This window comes from Paraburkholderia sp. 31.1, from assembly GCF_014397645.1.
Classification (GTDB): Bacteria; Pseudomonadota; Gammaproteobacteria; order Burkholderiales; family Burkholderiaceae; genus Paraburkholderia; species Paraburkholderia tuberum.
Genome location: NZ_VZQN01000014.1, coordinates 94,511 through 111,524, shown reverse-complemented (window position 1 = coordinate 111,524; position 17,014 = coordinate 94,511). Strand labels below are relative to the sequence as shown.

Sequence of the window (17,014 nt, the reverse complement as noted above, 5' to 3'; positions counted from 1 at the left end):
TTCTCTTATTTTCGTTCTCTTATGACAGCGTCAGCGCACGGGACGGGTCGAGCACAGTCAGCTCGTCGCGCAACTGACCGATGCGGTGCGCGAGCGCCGGCTTGTCCGCGTCCTTGCGGCTGCTTGCCGCTTTCAGCGCACGCATCAACTGGTGCTTGACCTCGAAGATGAGCGCCGGCTCCCAGCGCATCAGCGGCAACGAGCGGGCAGCAGCATCGAGTTCGGTCAGCAGCGCCATCGCCGTATCGGCGCGGCCCGCATGATCGGCGAGTCGCGCCATCACGAGCCGCTGCAGGTAGCGCTGGCGTTCCGTCCGGATGCCGGGCAGTGCGTCGAGCCATGCGAAGGCTGCCTCGATACCGTCGCCGGCCACCATGTCGCGCGCCTGCGCTTCGATCTCGGGCCAGTCACCGGCGGCGCCGTCGTCGCTGTCAGCGGATACGGACAGTGGTGCAACGCTTTCGCCCGCCTCAAGGTCGCGCACGACAGCGTGCCGCGCGATCCATTCGAGCGTCGCATCGTCGGCGAATGGCGTGCCGTCGTTGAACGCGAGCCGCTCGATACCGGGCAACCTTTCGAGGAACAGCGCGAAGTCGGCGCGCAGCAGTTCCCGCCACGTGCTGTAGGGCGCACCGACGTGGTCGAGCGCGACGTGCTGGAAGTACTGCAGGTCGAACCAGAGGTGGTTCACGCCCTCCATGTACGCCCCTTCGACGCGTTCCAGCAGTTCGTGCCACTGCTTCTGCAGCACGAGCCGTTTCATCTGCTGGCGAAGCTCGCCGCGCGGCGGCACAAGGCGTGTACGTGCGCTCGCATCCGCTGGCGGCACCTCGTGGAGTGTGTCCCAGCGGATGCTGCGTACGAGCCGCACGGACGGCAGGTAGCCGTTTTCCTGATCACGCAGCCACGTTGCCATCGTGCGCGCCTGGTCAAGCAGATCGCGTGTGGAGCCGATCGCGCTGGATGTTGAAGGGGAACCTGCCACAGCGGAGGGCGCGGTCGAGTCGGGTTCCGCGCTGCGTGCCGGATCGTCGCTGCGCTCGAAACGGGACACGAGGGGGCGCAGGTTCGGACGGGCCGCTTCCGGCCACACCCCGGTGCGCGTCACAAGCAGATCGAGCGCGGCGATCGCACGTTCGAGATCGGCTGGCGCGAACTCGCCGCGGCTCTCCAGCAGATCGATCATGCGGGTGGTGGCCAGCATATCGAGCGCGCCCTTCTTCGCCTCGGCGCGTGCGGGCAGCAGCGCCTCGCCGAACCGCTCCACCAGCGCGGCCGCAAGCTCCAGACCGTCCGCGAAGCCAGCCGTCCCATCCTGGCGCAGTCGCGCGAACGCGTAATACCCCACCACCCGCAGATCCTTGCCGGTTTCCTTCGTGAGCTGCTCGCAGGAGCGCACGATCAGGCCGTCATCAATGCCGGAGAGCCTGTTCGCCTCGTCCTTCAGTTCGAAGAACGCATCCTCGTAGCCCGGATCGCGGCCCACACCGTGGTCGCCTGGTAACGGGTGCAGCCACGCGTCCCACGCATCGAGACGCGCGCGCACCAGTTGCTCCGCATCACGCGAAGGGAACAGGGTTTTGAGCAGACCGGAGAGCATTTATTCGACCTCCGGCATCGCGCCATGCGGCAGCGGCATCGCCGCGTGTTTCGCTGCTGCAATCGCTGACGGCGGCAGTGGCGGCGGATTGACGGCCGAGAGCTTCGGTCCGCCTTTCGCCGTGCTGGTCACGAAGATCCGCGGCGGCAGCGTGAAGTGGCGTAGTTCGAGCACGTCGAGCGGCCCCGCTCCAGCCTCGCTGCGAAGCTGTACACGCAGCGGAATGCCCTGGCTCTGGTCCGGCGTCCATGTCAACAGATAGCGCGCGCTGTCCTGCGGCGACACCTTCGCGTGCTCAAGCAGCCGGATCAGCCCGAACCTGCCCTGGGCGTCGAGCCCCGAGCGCAACCCGCCCTGCTCGGTCTGCCACTCGATATGCGAGAGATTCTCCAGCGAGTCGCCGGGCCAGATAAACGGCGTCCACTCTTCCTTCTGGTTGAAGTAGTGCAACTCGCGGCCCGACAGCACGAACTTCATGTCGGTCACGCCTGGTGTGGGTACCGCGCGTAGCTCATAGCGCACATGCGCGTCGCCGGATGGAAACAGCACGGTCGCCACGCGGGTGAGCCTGTTCAGGTCCGCGAGGAAGCCCGGATCGAGTGTGAGCGCGCCGTGGTTTGCTCCTTGGGCCGCCACCCATCGGTCGCCCTGACGCTCGACGATACCGGCCAGTTGCGTCGTGACGAACCCGGTGATGACGCCGCTGTCCGGACGCATGAAGCGCGCCATCTCCGGCAGCGAGGCATCGTTGTCGGAGTCGGCGAACGGATAGCGGCCGCCGAACGTCCGGTTCCAGTCCGCGACAATCGCCGTGCGCCAGATGTCGTTCAGGCTCGCCGCGGCCGGCTGTACCACGACCTGCCAGGTCTGGTCGAGCGGTGCCTGAAAGAGATTGCCGAAGCCTGCCCATTGCTCGCCGAGGCTCGCAGCCAGACGGCTCGCGTAATCCCGGCTGTCGGCGATATCAGACGTCTTGCCCTGCAGCACGGATTGTGCGGCCGCGCGGGCCATCGCGTCCGCGTCGGCACTGTCGACCATCTGCTGCGCCTTCAGCCGCATCGCGCTCACCCGTTCGAGATAACGCGCGAGGCTCAGGTCGCCCGTGGCCGCCAGCTGCGTGGCGGCCTTCGTGTTTGCGGGCGCGCCCGAAGCCAGGGAAGCCAGGTCGCTGCCCGTCAGGCGCAGGACCGGTCCGAAGGCCGCGGCCAGCGGTGCCAGTTGCGGCTGCGTCTGCTTCGACGGATCTTTCTCGTCGGCGCCGACAAGCTGCTGCGCCTTGCTGATCAGCGTATCGGACAGCGATTGCGTCGCGGTGCCCGCGCCTGCCTGATAAACCACTGCGTTCATCAGGGCAACAAGCGGCGAGCGCTGCGGATCGCTAAGCAGCGTCAGCTGGTCAACCGTGCCTGACAACGTCGGGGCGGGTTGCCAGCGCAGGCTGTTGAGAAACAGCTCCCAGCCCCGCGCGTAGTCGTCAAAATAGCGCTGACGCAGTTCGGCTTTCAGCGAGCCGGTCGACGGCGCGCTCGCGTGGACGTCTGAGAGCACCCAGTCGCCGGTCACGTTGCGCTGCTCGCTCGCGTCGTCGATGGCTTTCGAGATCCGCTCGTCCCACGCAGTGCGCGTGAACACGCCCGGTACGGTCACCGCGGTATTGAAAAGCCCCTTGCTGCTCGTATCGCCGAGCAGCGTCGCGAGCGACACAGGCGGATATTTCGGCTTCGCGTCGTCGAGGATCTGCTGGTAGATCGCGTCAGTCGAGTTCTGGATGCCGCGCACGCCGATGATGGTCTGACGCGCCGTGGCCACCAGTGCGCCATCCGGAACGATCGCGAGCGACGAGTCCCCGGCGGATCCACGGCGCCCCAGGTGACTCGCAAAGAACGCGATTGCATGCTGGCGCAGGTCTTCCCACGTGCCGGACGTGAGCTGGGAATTGGCCGGGCGCGCTGGCACGGCCGTGGCGATCAGTTGGGGCGTCAGGAATGCGGCAACCGCGCGGTCCGGCCTCGCGAGCATCAGGTAGGTCTTGAGTGTGTCGTAGGCGGCCTGGACCTGCGCGTTGCCGCCGCTGGCGATTTCCGCATCCGAGAGCGAGGCGAGCTGGTGCAGGCGCTCCTCCAGTTTCAGACGGATCGGTGCGACGAGGATGCGGCTGACGGCGTTTTCGTAGCCGGGCCAGGCGGCGGTCAACAGCACGCTGTCCCGGTTCAGGCCAAAGCGTGTGGTCCACGGTGCGCCGTCGCGCTGACGGACTTCGAGGGTGTCGATCTGCTTGTCAAGGCTGTCGAGTGCGAGTGCCCCCTGCGTGCGGTCCTGCGTCGTCGACAGTTTCGCGAGCGTGTCAGTGGCCGTCTGGATCGTCGTGCGGTTCATCATGCCCGACAGCAGCGTGCCGGCGACCCAGCATCCAATGAGCGCCGTCGTCATCCACGCGGCCGTGGTCGACAGTGAGAAGCCAACACGGCGGCCGTGAATCTTGCGGCTGTGGTCGGCGACCGTTTGCCAGATCGTCCTTTGCTGCGGCGGTAGGGAGTCACCGTCTTCAGCGTCAGGAGCTGGAACGGGTGCGGTTGCCTCCCGCTCCTTGAACAGCGGAGCAAACAGCAGCCCGTGGACCGCATTGCGCCAAAGGCGTGACGCCCTGGTCTGCATCACAAGGTCCGACAATGCTGCGCGAAGTTCCGAAATGTGTCGCGACAGCTCGGCCGGGTACCGGTCGTTCGGGTCCTGCGTGAGGCGCACGACTCCAGCGTCGGCAAGATTTTCAGAGAGTCCGCGCAGCGACGCTTCGACCTCGTCGGGACGCGTGCGCTCATTCGCCCAGGTGAAACCGATCGCCTCGTCTGGTCCGGACTGTTCGCCACCAAAGTCGGTGACGTTCAGCAGGTACGCGGGCGCAGCCCAGCGCAGCGCGCGGGCGTGACGTGCGAGCCGCTGGGCAATGCCCTCCGCGTCGAACGGCGTATTCGCTGAACCGCGGTTTCGCGTCAGGGCTACGATTGCATCGACCGGGCGTCTCCGACGCAGACGACGGATCTGGTCAAGCCATTCGATATCGAGCTTGTCGGTGGTCTGCTTCGCATAGAGCAGCACGGTATCGCCAGTAATCGCGTACCCGGCGTCGGCAAGCCCCGGCGCAAGACGCTTGACGAGCGGCGCGTCGCCAGCGACGACAACCCAGCGGTCGCGGTAACGCCAGTTCCACCCGTGGCGGCCGCGAAGCAATTCGCGCAGTGACTCGGCGCGCGAGCGTTCGGCTTCAGTCCCAGCTTCAACTGACGCCGATTTTGAACCGAACTGCCTTGCGACCCAGTAACGAATCCGCCGGGCCGCAGTCGCGGGTCGTGACGAGGCGTCGTAGCTGAGCCAGACGAACAGCACGACGAAAACGAGGCATAACACAACGATCCATTCGGCTCGCCTTTCGGCCGCGTGGATGCCGAACCAGTCGCTTCCCTTGAACCAGATCAGGAGTCCAGGCAAGACCACCAGCAAGACAATGCTCAGGATGTCGATCCGAAATTTGCGAAGCATGAACGATTAATGAAATTGAGGTGGAGTCCGATCGGAATAGACGAATGTATCGTCGCGTACCTGGTGAGCCGCACAGACATGGGCCCAACAATGCAAAGCCATTCCGCCGCTTGCATTGCCCCTATGCGTCGACATAGGACGTGTATTGGGAGGGAATCAGTCGTGGACTGGGCTCGCATTTGCAGACACACAGATCGTCACTCAGTGCTCCCTCCCTGCCATCCGGTCCCTTCATCGATCGGCGTGGACCGTCGCACACGATATGACCAACTGATTGACACTTCGGGCACCAGACGTCGTCACCTTCGTAGGCTTGCTCCTGATCGCCAATCCTGTCGAGCGGATCCCCTCCGGTAACCGTGCCATCTTCTGTTGTTTTGTCACCCTTAAAAATGTCGTAGCGTCTTACCATGATCAGATTTCCCTTTTTCGTTGTTTCCATCCGCTACGGGCGGATAGGCAGAATGGTCCTTCTTTCGGCGCCTTTGCCGCATCGCACTCATGAGATACGAACGACACAGAGTCGTGAACCATTCACTGAGCCGGTAACGGTCAGTTGCGGGGCATTTTCGACGGAAGCGGCCTTCGATGCGCAGGCTACAGCGAACCACGGTGCGGCGTCGCCCGCGAGACCAACCATGTAGTCAATATTTGTCGGCTTTACGGCAATGCCAACCTTGACCCACGCTTTGGTTGCCGTTCCAGCAGTACCCGCATCAAGCCCTGTCTGCCAGACGCGCTTGACTTCCGTCGGCGATACGCGCCCCCATCGCAGGGCATTGGTCAGGGCAACATCGATCGACGGATCGTCCGTCCGCGTCGGTCGATGCAATTGAGCGACAGGCGTGAGACGGAACTGCCTGGTCAGTGACTGTGGTGCCAGCAAGATTGCAATCGCGGCTTCCGAGCTGCCAGCGGGGGGAGCATTTTCGAGAAGCGGATATAGGCGAACAAACACGACAAGTCGTGCTTCCTGATCCTGGCGCTTGCTGATGCGATCAAGCCACGCGTCGAGCCACATCATGTCCATCGCACCGGTCACAATGGAAGTTCGTGCCGAACGCAACTTGCGGTCCGCCCACAATCTGTTCCAGCACTGAAGTGATTCATCCCCCATAGCAGTGTCGGAGAGCACAAGTTGTGTAGAAAGCTTCAGGTCATCCGGCAAGCGTCCAACAGCTTCAGCGACATCGTTCAGCAATTCACCGAACACCCAACGAAGCACATCGCGTTGCCGAATATTGTCATTTGTGTGTTTGTTTCCACGCTCGTCGCTATCCGGGTGAGTGAACCAGCGAGCGCTGACAGGCGGAGTGTCCGGAGCGGGCACAACCTGCGGTTCCAGCTTGAGCGAACCAGAAAGCAGACCGCCCAACTCATTCTCTTCGCTATCGTTTGAAAACCGGTAGGCCGATGCGAGGATGTCCACGGGAATACTGGCCCGGTCAAAAATGTCCTTTTCGTATTGCTCACACGCGTCGTTCCACGCGATGGCGTCGAGGCGGCGTCCCTCGTACATGCTGTATCGGCGCAGTACAACGAAGGTCGCAACCCCGATTGGATAGACGATCAGACAGGTCCAGAACCAGGGCGTTTGTGTAGGCTCTCCTTTGGGCCACAAGAGCAGAACAGCGAAAATTCCGGCAATCACAATGACAAAGAACACGGCCGTCCAGAGAAGCCGCGATGGCGGGTTATCTGGCACGGGCTGCTTCGGCGGCAGTTTCGAAAAGTCGACTGGCATCCGCGGCTTCCTTCAGAACCCGTTCGGGCGCGGGCGCAGCGTGCGGGACACGGTGTCCCACAAGGCGATGGCCTCACCTTCGCTCAAGGATGCAGACTTGATATCCCACGCCTTCATGAATGCATTGGGAGAACCGGTGGACATATCCAGCGTCACCAGCGGAGACTGGGCATTGCTGGTCGTCGAGTTTGCTTCCAATGTAAATATATTGCCCAATACTTTCGGAGAGGTTCTTCCCGCCATCAGCCACTCTTCAGCGGCCAGTTCGTTAAGAGGTACCGCACCTTTCCGTATGGTCCGCCCTCCGTCTAGGGATTTCAGGCTTGCGTTTATCTGGTCACCACGCTGCAACAGCGTAGTCGTTTCCCGAATACCGGAATCGCTTTCGAAGCCGATGTACACGTCTCGATTGTCGTGAAGGACAAACTGGAACCCCGCGTCCTCGTGATCACCAGCTTCTCCCGGCAGAAAGCCTCCCTGAAAACAGAGACCGGGGACCGAAGGAACTTCGTCCTCGGGGCGTCCGCGCAACTTTGCGATCATCTCGAAAACAATGCGAGTTTTTTCCGGGACATCATTCTTTACATCCAACGCTTGAATAGAAGGTCGACTGGTCCTGTCCGGATGAAGGAAGTCACTCCCCTCTATCCCGAGTTTGATGCGATATCCCTGATCCCATTTGTACCCTTCAATGAGGCGATTAGCTGGATCATCATGCACGTGGCCACGATAGACAAAGTAATGAGTGTCGGGGCCTTGCACTTGATCATCTGCGTACAGGAACGGATAGGGGTCAACGCTCTTCGTTCCTCTTAGTTCCGCCTGACGTTTTGCAACTTCCTGCAGATACGCTTCGCGCGACATCGCCACCGATTCGATTTTTACACCTTGAACCGTGGCATCTCCTGACACCAACGCGTCGGCGGGCATATCAATCAGGTATCGGCCGACGCAACGCGGTTTCAGGTTTGCTGTCAGTTCACTCACGGTCTGTTTCTCCTGTTCGGTCAAATGTGCTGGGTGACGTCCGCACGCAGTCAATATCAGCAATGGAAACAACAATAGCCATACGCGCAGACGATGTCTCATTGCTTGTATTCCAGCGATGTCCCCTTGACGTTCATGACGATCCGGGTGATTGCCCACAACGCGAAGAGTTGTTGCGGCTTTTCCTTGTATGCTCCCTCATGATCGACCTTAGGGTAAGGCACACAGGCCTTTACACCCGGCTGCTGAGATGGCGCGCGCCCCGAGCGCATTGGCACAGTGCCGTCGCCATGCTCCGATGCGTCCTGCAAAACGAACTCCTCGCGCGTGTGCCACGGGTTGACGCGGTTATCGAAAGTCTGCGTTCCGGTACCCGAATCCTGTATTGGCTGCTTGTCCATCAGACCACTTAACGGCGATTGATCCGGCGTGGCGACGAGACCACCGGGAGAGATCGTTCTCTTCCACACCACATCACCCCAAGTCTTATGCTGCTCATCATCACCATAAAACGCGTATGTCGTGCTGTGAAACTTTCCACGCATGGCCTCGTGGAACGGTTGTACTTCGTTATTGATTAAGCCCGCGAAACTCATCCAGTCAGCGTCAATGCCTTTCTTTGCCGGATCCAACGGGTTGATCAGCTTGTCGTTGACCGGCGCCCACCATTTTCCGCGCTGCAGGTATATTTCCGCGTATGGATCTGCCAATGGTTTCGAGACAAGACTGCCGCCGTCCTTAATCTTCAACCAGCCCATCCCGTATTCCACGCTCGGCAGAAGCTGGAGCGCTCCGGGCGCCTGAGCAAATACAGCGGTCATCGTCGCAGCATCCGGCCCGAGCGCCAATCCGACCGCCCCTTCGGTGCCGGCCTTAACCCGCTTATATGCGGTGGCAGATCCGGTCGTCGGCATCACGCCGTGGACGATCCCTAACACGCTATCGCGATGTCCATCCACCTCTGAGTAATAGCGCGCGACGAGTCCGCCCATCGAGTGAGTGACGAGAATGACCTTATCGCAGGTCTTCCTGAGCTTCGTGTAGTGATCCTTGAATTCCTTGATCTTGTCCGCGAGGTGTTTGGCTGAATCGGCGTTAGACTGAAGCCAGTTGTACCCCACCGCGTGAACGGGAAGTTGATATCTATACGACAGGTCCACTTCGTCGTGCAAAAGCACGCTCACGCCAGGCGCTGTGGCTACGAGTTTGTGCATCAGTTGCGCCCGAAGGCCGGTCTTGCACTCGCTGGCGTCGTTGAGCGCATTTTCCAGCATGGGCAGAAACTTGCCATAGCTCCTGTTTCCAACCGTCCCCCAGCCCCGTCGGCGCAGCTCCGTTTCACTTTGCGCAGTCCCCGACGGGATCTTTCCGTCCTCGTACACGACCGTATTCTTCGGATCGAGTTTCTTCTTGCGGATCTCCGGGCCGCGCCACATCCATGAGCCCGCAACACTGGCTGCGCTATCTACGAGCCAGACAGGATTGTCTTTGTCCGTCCCGCTGACCGCTTTCAGATTGGTGCCCATGATCCCCGGCACAAAGATTACCGGGATGATCCGGTCAGGCACCATGTAGCACACCGCCGTGCTGTCGTCTGGCGCAGAAGTAACGGATGTATAGTGCGCGGATCCATCGTCAGCGATCGTGGCGGAAATAATACGTTCATTAGTGGCCATCTAGTGAGGCTCCCAGGTAGAGTCGATTTCTGGCTTGCATCATCTCGAACCGGCTTCCATCATGCCGACGATTCTCCGTCGATCCGCAGACGGACGTTTTCGGCGAACATCGCTTGTTGCAGGCTGGTTTTACCCGCTGTGTTCGTGGCCCCGGAAATCACACTCCCGTCTTCACGGATGATCGAAAATTTGCGGTTCTTCACGGGCTCATCGCTGAATGGCCACTTCAAGGTGAACTCCTCGTCGTATGGGGCGTGTTTCCACGAGTTGACCGTCTCTGCGAGTGAGCTTGGCCCCTGCCGGCTGAATGCCGCCGACTTGATCGTTCGGTTCCCTTGGTGCCATCCTCAATTCCAGTTGACGACAGCCGGATATAGGATCCGCCGCACTTGAGGAGGAGTTTGTAAAACCGCGAAGATGCCCGCGATCACAATCACAAAGAACACGACCGTCCAGAGCCACCGCGAGGGCGGGTTATCTGGCACGGGCTGCTTCGGCGGCAGTTTCGAAAAGTCGACTGGCATCCGCGGCTTCCTTCAGAACCCGTTCGGGCGCGGGCGCAGCGTGCGGGACACGGCGTCCCACAAGGCAATGGCCTCGCCTTCCGTGAGTGAAGCCTTTTTCAGGTCGTCTGCCGTAAAGGCATTGAAGCCTCCATTCTTCATATCCAGCACCAGATACGGCGTCAGGGCACCGCTGATCGTAGTATTAGCCTCCAGCGTGAACAAATGCCCGGGAATCCTGGCCTCCGTTGTGGCAGAGGCCAGCAACTCGTCAGCCTTGATGTCGCCGATGGATACCGGGGCGGCCCGGATAATGCGACCGTTAGCGTCCTTCATGTCTATTTTTATCTGCGGCAGGCGATTTGGGAGGGTGTCTTTCTGTGGATCCCGCAAGTCAGTGTTGGATTGCAGATCAAAAGACACGTCAGGCTGGTTCTTCAGCGCGAAGAGGACACTAACCTCTTCGCCAGTCGCGGCCTTGCGCGGCAAAAAGCCATCCCGAAAGCACACACCAGGTTCGGTGGGAATCTCATGCTCCGGGCGGCCTCGAACATTCGCAGCCAGGCTGAGAACCAGACGGGTTTTCTCAGGAACGTCGTTCACCTTCCAGTCCTTCACTTCGTACGGCGTACCCTTCATTCTAACTTCGAATTCCGAATGAATTGAATCGGTGGCTTCGATACGAAGCTTGATCCGGTATCCGGCGTCCCATTTGTACGCTTCGATAGCACGGCCCAGATCAGCGGTATCTTCAAGATCACTCAACGTCACGAAGTAGCGGCTCTGCGGCGTGTTGGGCACCTGTCCATAGTCGTATAAAACGCGATAGCCGTGCGTATTCTTTGTAGCCTTCAGACTCGCCTCATAGGCGGTCAATTCCCGAGTGAACTCGTCGGCCGACATGCGCTTCGTCTCGACGGTGACCCCCTGAATGCGCGTGGTACCTATCGATAGCGCGTCGTCCGGTACATCAATCAGGTAACGCCCCACGCAGCGGGGTTTCAAATCCGAGGTTAACTCGTTCACAGTAGTTTTCTCCTGTTCGGTCAGCGGGAGGGGATGTTTGCTACAGGCGGCAGTGAGCGTCATCACCAGCACGATCAAGGTGTGATGACGAAGATTCATGCCTTCTTGTATTCCAGCGTTGTGCCCGCGACGTTCTGCAAGACTTTCACAATTCCCCACAGGGCAAATTTCTGTTGGGGGAGTTTGGTGTACGCCGCACCGTGGTCGACGTCCTTGTAGCCGACAGCCGCCTGTGCGTATGGGGCTGGAGCACTACCTGAACGGATTGGCACCGTGCCGTCGCCATTTTCTCCCGCAGCCTGCAGTTCGAAGGTCTTGTGAACGTCCACCGGACCGAGATTGCCAGCCAGAACATCGATCCTGCCCATCAGGTTATTTGCATTGACCGGTTTGTTCTGGACGTCATACGCATCACTGTTCCAGAAGGACGATGCTTGCGTGCGTTTCCACACGACGTCGCCCCACGTTTTATGTTCCTTGTCGTCCCCCCAAAACGCGTAGGTGTGCGGGTGGTATTTCCCACTGATCGCTTGATGAAATTGGCGGACATCTTTGGCGATCAAATCCTTGAAGTTCGCCCAGTTCTGGTCCGAAGTGGACTTCGTTTCAGGGTCGAGCAGGTCCTCGTCAATGAGGCCCCACCACGCTCCACGCTTTGTGTATATGTCATCGTATGGATTGCCCTTAAGCGGTAAAGAGATCAAGCGCTCGCCGTCCCTGATTTTTAGCCACCCTGGTCCGTATTCTGGACTTGGCAGCAACTGAAGCGGACCGGCAGACTGGGCAAACACGGGCATCACCTTGCTTGACATGTTGCCCAGCACGAGACTTGTCCCGTAACTTATGAGGTTCCCCCCTGGTTCAGTGCCTGCCTTCACGCGTCGATATGCCGTGGCCGATCCTGTCGCAGGCATCACCCCATGTACGATACCGAGAATCTTGTCGCGATAGCCATCCAGAACCTCAGCGCAGTATCGGGAAACCAGCCCGCCCATCGAATGCGTCACCAGTATGACTTTTTCACATTTGTATTTGCGTTTGCGGTAGCCGTCGATGATCGAGTCAATCTGATCGGCAAGCCATTGAGCTGACTCGGCATTCGACTGGAGCCAGTTGTATCCCACGGCGTGGACGGGGAGGTAATATTTGTAGGACAGGTCGACTTCTGAGCCCGAAAGCTTGGCGAGGTTCGGCGCGACGAGTTCCTGCTCCAGTTGGGCGCGCAAACCGTTGTTGCCGTAATCCGTGGCCGGATTGCAATCGTTCAGCGCGTTTTCCAGCCAGACCAGGAAATCGCCATAGAACATCTTCGAGACGGTGCCCCAGCCGCGCCCACGCAGTTCTGCCTCAGAAAGGACCGTTCCAGTCGGAATCGAACCTTGGTCTGACACCTTGGTGCGCGACGGATCCAGCGTGTTCTTCCTGTAGGTAGGAGTTTTAATTGCCCATTTTGCGAGCGTCTTCGAACTGTCAACGAGCCAGACTGGATTGTCCTTGAGATCGGCGAGATTGGTGCCCATTACCCCCGGCACGACTATGACAGGGATCGCCCGCTTCGGAACCATATAGCACACCGCAGTGCTGTCGTCGGGTGCCGACGTCACTGAGGAAAAATGAACGGATCCGTCTTCTGCGATTTTGGGTTGAATGACACGTTCAGTAGCAGCCATCTAATTCGAGACTCCGATCTAGTTTGATATGTAAGCAACAAAGCGACGCAAAACCACGCTCAGGTTGCAGGATCCGAGTCGATTCGAAGCCGAACTCCTTCAGCAAAAATGGCCCTCTGGAGACCAGTTTTCCCTGCAGCGTCAGTCATGCCTCGGATCACACTACCGTCGTCGCGAATGATAGAAAACGCCTGGCTTCGAACTGGCTCGTTGCTACGTGGCCACTTCAGGGTGAACTCCTCGTCGTATGGGGCGTGTTTCCAGGCGTTGACCGTCTCTGCGAGTGAGCTTGGCCCCTGCCGGCTGAATGCCGCCGACTTGATCGTTCGGTTCCCTTTGGTGCCATCCTCAATGCCAGTCGACGACAGCCGGATATAGGATCCGCCGCACTTGAGGAGCAGTTCTTCCTTGGCCTCGATTATTACTTGGCCGTTAGCGCTGGTGATTCGCATGTTCTTGTCGGAGAGCAGGTTCATATCGTCGCTCTGCGCCTGAATCTCGACCTTCCCCTTCGCTGCAAAGAGCTTCAATCCGAGCTTCTGGGCGAAGATAGATACCAGTTCACCGGCAGCAACCGTGAAGCGCTTCATCACACCTATATCAGCATTGCCTCCCGCCGTTGCGATCAGATTTTTTTCTGCGCTTAACTGGAGTCCATCACCGGACACCAGACCGATTCCGTCCGGTGCAGTTGCCAGAATGCCGGCCTTTTTGAGATCTCGCAGTGTATCGTCGAGCAACGCACGCTGCTGCTGGTAGTCAGCAGCGACAGCCTGCGCAGCGCTGGCTGCGTCGGCCAGGCCCTTCATCAGTTGCAAGGCCTGGTCGAGTAAGCCTTGCGCACCCTGCATGCCGAGCTGTTGTCCGTTGGCTGCGGGTTGAGCCTCTGCGGACACGAGCACGCCCTTAGCACCCCGAACAGCAACACGTCCGTCAGTGCGCAACTCTGCGCCCTGCCCCCGTTCCTTACTATCCGCGTCGACCATGTGGCCAAGGTTCAGCTCACTGGTCTGGTACGGCGTCGTCAGGTGGCTATGCTCGACACCTTCCTTGTCCTCGATTCGCCACTCCGTACCGCCTGCGGTACGAACGATGTTCCGGGTGTTGTTGAGGTTATTGACGAGGTCGGGATGCAGACTGTCGTGCATCGAACCAATGATGACGGGACGATTTGGATCCCCCGCCGTATGGATGATGGCGACCTCCGCCCCATCGATCAGCGGAAAATGGTGGCCGTAATTGTCGCCGCTGTATGGCTTCGCGAGGCGCACCGGCCGGCTGGTGCCACCCGGGCTCCACTCGTCGAGATCGAACGGCAGCTTGATCACGTACCAGCCCTGCTCGGTCAGGTACGCGTATTTGTATCCGCCCGGCGACGTAATACGCGCCGGCAGGATACCGTCGATCACCGGTCTTTTGATCGTATCGAGCGACGTGCGCCACACCCGGTCGGCCGGGATCGCCGTGAGCGTATTGGTGTAGGACTGGCTGCGGCCACCGCTGGATTCCACCGACGTGATAAAAAGCCCATGCGGCGCATCGACCGGATTCTGGTCGAGCCGTACGACCTCGCCAGCCTCGATGGCGAATGCGTTGCCCGTTGCCTTGTAGGTGATCTGTGTTGCGAGATAGGCTTCGTGCCGCAGCCGTGCAATGCGCCGCCCTTCTTCAGGCGTCTCGTAATGTTCGCCCCAGCGATAGTCAACCGCGTTGGTCGTCTTGTCGCCGCGTGCGGCGTTTTCCTCGACGAGCAACGACACGTCGGCCTGCCGGTGGTTATAGTCGTGCAGACGTACAGCTTCCGGGACACGCTGCGTATATCGCTCAAGTGTCTTGATCGCATCTACGCCGACGCTTTCGAGTCCCGAGTGTAGCCGGAACGGCACAACGCGCTGATTGCGGGCATACGCGTCCAGATCGTCGCCGAACACAATCACGGCGTGATCGCGCTTCTGCTCGAAACGAAACCAGATGCCTTCCTCCGCGCAGATCCGCTGGATGAAGGCAAACGTCGTTTCCTCGCACTGCGTGATGTACTCGGGCCGCTTGTATTTCGCACGTAACTTGAACTCGAAGTCGACGCCCGCGCGGAAGCCATAGTGGCGCAGCGTATCGGTAATGATTTCTTCGACCGACTGCTTCTGGAACAGCCGGCTCGTGACGCCGCGATTCAGATCAGCGAGCTTCGGCTCCATCACGACCTTGTAGCGCGTCTCGTCAGCCGAAGTCCCGAGTTCATCGAACTTCGTGATAATGCCGTGGACTGTGTGTGCAGGCGGCATCTTGCTGAACTGCCCAGCGTTCTCGCCGAACATCTTGCGCAGATAGTCCATGTTCGGGTCGATCGGGTCGATGATGAACTTCGCGGGGCGCCCCAGCACCTGATCCATCGGAATTCCGGCCATCGGGCTCGTGAATTCGATCTCGTACCGGTAAAGCTCGCCGACCGCGTCGCGCCCGCTGAACTTCAGGATCGAGAACGGCGCCGGGTGCGGCGCCAGTTTCAGCTCATAGGCCTGGGAAGGCAAAACCATCGACATTTTCTAAAGACCCCTTGAACACACGTCATATCGCAAAGGACAACGCCGGGACGCATGTTTCAGCGCCCCGGCGGGGGTTACATCAGGTAATGCGGATCAGCTCTTGGCTTTCGGCATCTGCGATACCAGCGACAGGCCGATGTCCATGCCTTCCACCTGGAAGTGCGGAATGATGAAGAGCTTGATGCGGAAGAAGCCCGGGTTGTCCTCGATGTCCTCGACCGTGACCTTCGCCTCACGCAGCGGGTGCGACGACTGCAACTCGTCACCCGGATCCTTCATCTCGGTCACGAGGCCCTTGATCCAGCTGTTCAGTTCAAGTTCGAGCAGACGCCGGTCCTTGGTCGTGCCGATGTTCTCGCGCTGGATCAGCTTCAGGTAGTGCGCGATGCGCGAGAGCAGGAAGATGTAAGGCAGGCGCGCATTGATGCGGCTGTTCGCGGTCGCCTCCCTGGTCTCATACAGCGCCGGTTTCTGCGCCGAGCTGGCCGAGAAGAAGCACGCGAAGTCGTGGTTCTTGTAGAACGAGAGCGGAATGAAGCCGAGGTTGGCGAACTCGAATTCGCGGGTTTCGGGAATCAGCACTTCGGTCGGAATTTTCGGCTGCGCACCGGTGCCCAGGTCGTACAGATGAACCGGCAGGTCCTCGACCTTGCCGCCCGCCTGCGGGCCGCGGATCTGCACGCACCAGCCGTTGTTGACAAAGCTGCGCGTCATGTTGGCCGCGAAGGCGAACGACGCGTTGACCCACAGATATTTGTCGTGGTCCGGACCCTTGACCGCTTCCTCATAGTTGAACGAACGCACCGGCGTCGTATCCTTGCCGTACGGCAGGCGACCGAGCACACGCGGCATTGTCAGGCCCACGTAGCGGGCGTCATCGGTGTCACGGAAGCTCTTCCACTTGATGTACTCGGCGCGATCAAAGTAGTTGCCGATATCCTGGATCGCGGCCACTTCTTCCATCGATTGCTTGCCGAAGAACGCGGCGCCGACTGAGCCGACGAACGGCATGTGCGCGGCTGCGGCCACCTTGGAGACGTTACGCAGCAGCGCCACGTCCTGCGGCGAGTTGGTGAACTCGTAGTCGCTGATCATCGCGCTGATCGGCTGACCACCCGGCGTGTCGTACTCCTCGATGTAGGTGAGGCGGTACAGGCCGCTCTGGATGATCTCGGGCGTATCCTCGAAATCGCGGTGCAGTGCCTCCTTCGACACGTCAAGCACTTCGACGCGCGCGTTGCGACGGAAGTCTGTCCGGCTCACGAGCATCTTGAGACCACGCCAGCGACCTTCGAGCGCCTGAAATTCCGGCGTATGCATCACTGCGTCGAGCTGCCGGCTGATCTGGCGGTCAATCTGGCCGATGTGGAAATCGAGCAGCGACTTGTCGAGCCGGTCGACCGGCTTGCTCGCCTTGCTCACGAGATCCAGGAATGCGCCCATGCCGCGCGCGATACGCTCGTCGGCCGACGCTTCAGAGAGCATGTCGTTGTCGCGGAAGGCCAGGAGCGGTCGCGCTTCGGCGACGGGCTTCAGGTTGATCTTGCTGCACAGGGACGCGTAGACGCTGTCGCTGCTGCTGTCATGATTGCCTTGCGGGGCGTCCAGCACGACGGTTTCGGTCGTGCCGCCTTGCTGCGATTCAGTGGGATTCATTTCGTGTCCTGTCTGCGATACTATCGCTACCTGCATATCTGTCCGGTTATGGAACGCGGTGAAGGCCGTCTT

The 17,014-nt window shown here is 60.1% G+C and carries 12 protein-coding genes; all 12 read right to left on the bottom strand.

The annotated features are described in order from the left end of the window. Positions 1–19: 19 nt before the first annotated feature. The gene (gene tssA, locus F6X37_RS13180; protein ID WP_187611612.1) at positions 20–1,600 is read right to left on the bottom strand and encodes a type VI secretion system protein TssA; all 1,581 of its coding nucleotides are present in this window, start codon (positions 1,598–1,600) and stop codon (positions 20–22) included. Next, positions 1,601–5,137 (bottom strand): ImcF-related family protein, encoded by a 3,537-nt coding sequence (locus F6X37_RS13175; RefSeq protein WP_187611611.1) that lies wholly within the window; start codon positions 5,135–5,137, stop codon positions 1,601–1,603. It lies immediately after the preceding gene. A gap of 121 nt (positions 5,138–5,258) precedes the next feature. Then, positions 5,259–5,549, bottom strand: a complete 291-nt coding sequence (locus F6X37_RS13170) for a PAAR domain-containing protein (protein WP_090810291.1) — start codon at positions 5,547–5,549, stop codon at positions 5,259–5,261. An 87-nt stretch (positions 5,550–5,636) separates the two neighbouring features. Then, positions 5,637–6,881 carry a hypothetical protein gene (locus F6X37_RS13165; protein WP_143037228.1) on the bottom strand — a complete coding sequence of 415 codons (1,245 nt, stop codon included), beginning with the start codon at positions 6,879–6,881 and terminating at the stop codon, positions 5,637–5,639. 12 nt (positions 6,882–6,893) lie between these two features. Then, complete coding sequence (locus F6X37_RS13160) at positions 6,894–7,868, bottom strand: T6SS immunity protein Tli4 family protein (protein ID WP_187611610.1); 975 nt, start codon at positions 7,866–7,868, stop codon at positions 6,894–6,896. Positions 7,869–7,966: 98 nt separating this feature from the next. Beyond that, positions 7,967–9,544, bottom strand: a complete 1,578-nt coding sequence (locus F6X37_RS13155; RefSeq protein WP_187611609.1) for an esterase/lipase family protein — start codon at positions 9,542–9,544, stop codon at positions 7,967–7,969. A gap of 59 nt (positions 9,545–9,603) precedes the next feature. Further along, positions 9,604–9,774, bottom strand: a complete 171-nt coding sequence (locus F6X37_RS36785) for a hypothetical protein (RefSeq protein WP_262419883.1) — start codon at positions 9,772–9,774, stop codon at positions 9,604–9,606. A gap of 117 nt (positions 9,775–9,891) precedes the next feature. Beyond that, the gene (locus F6X37_RS13145) at positions 9,892–10,068 is read right to left on the bottom strand and encodes a hypothetical protein (protein WP_167368730.1); all 177 of its coding nucleotides are present in this window, start codon (positions 10,066–10,068) and stop codon (positions 9,892–9,894) included. Between the two features lie 12 nt (positions 10,069–10,080). Then, positions 10,081–11,172: a T6SS immunity protein Tli4 family protein gene (locus F6X37_RS13140; RefSeq protein WP_187611608.1), complete on the bottom strand. Its 1,092-nt coding sequence runs from the start codon at positions 11,170–11,172 to the stop codon at positions 10,081–10,083. Further along, positions 11,169–12,743: a lipase family alpha/beta hydrolase gene (locus tag F6X37_RS13135; protein ID WP_090807863.1), complete on the bottom strand. Its 1,575-nt coding sequence runs from the start codon at positions 12,741–12,743 to the stop codon at positions 11,169–11,171. Before F6X37_RS13135 ends, F6X37_RS13140 begins: the two co-directional genes overlap by 4 nt. 59 nt (positions 12,744–12,802) lie before the next feature. After that, the gene (locus F6X37_RS13130) at positions 12,803–15,283 is read right to left on the bottom strand and encodes a type VI secretion system Vgr family protein (protein ID WP_090807865.1); all 2,481 of its coding nucleotides are present in this window, start codon (positions 15,281–15,283) and stop codon (positions 12,803–12,805) included. Positions 15,284–15,379: 96 nt separating this feature from the next. Next, a complete protein-coding gene (tssC, locus tag F6X37_RS13125; RefSeq protein WP_090807867.1) occupies positions 15,380–16,942 on the bottom strand; it encodes a type VI secretion system contractile sheath large subunit in 1,563 nt (520 codons plus the stop codon). Between the last annotated feature and the right edge of the window lie 72 nt (positions 16,943–17,014).

Coding starts and splice junctions, on each gene's coding strand:
- tssA (WP_187611612.1), bottom strand. CDS start 1,600: ATGCTCTCCGGTCTGCTCAAAACCCTGTTCCCTTCGCGTGATGCGGAG.
- F6X37_RS13170 (WP_090810291.1), bottom strand. CDS start 5,549: ATGGTAAGACGCTACGACATTTTTAAGGGTGACAAAACAACAGAAGAT.
- F6X37_RS13145 (WP_167368730.1), bottom strand. CDS start 10,068: ATGCCAGTCGACTTTTCGAAACTGCCGCCGAAGCAGCCCGTGCCAGAT.
- F6X37_RS13155 (WP_187611609.1), bottom strand. CDS start 9,544: ATGGCCACTAATGAACGTATTATTTCCGCCACGATCGCTGACGATGGA.
- F6X37_RS13140 (WP_187611608.1), bottom strand. CDS start 11,172: ATGAATCTTCGTCATCACACCTTGATCGTGCTGGTGATGACGCTCACT.
- F6X37_RS13165 (WP_143037228.1), bottom strand. CDS start 6,881: ATGCCAGTCGACTTTTCGAAACTGCCGCCGAAGCAGCCCGTGCCAGAT.
- F6X37_RS13135 (WP_090807863.1), bottom strand. CDS start 12,743: ATGGCTGCTACTGAACGTGTCATTCAACCCAAAATCGCAGAAGACGGA.
- F6X37_RS13175 (WP_187611611.1), bottom strand. CDS start 5,137: ATGCTTCGCAAATTTCGGATCGACATCCTGAGCATTGTCTTGCTGGTG.
- tssC (WP_090807867.1), bottom strand. CDS start 16,942: ATGAATCCCACTGAATCGCAGCAAGGCGGCACGACCGAAACCGTCGTG.
- F6X37_RS13130 (WP_090807865.1), bottom strand. CDS start 15,283: ATGTCGATGGTTTTGCCTTCCCAGGCCTATGAGCTGAAACTGGCGCCG.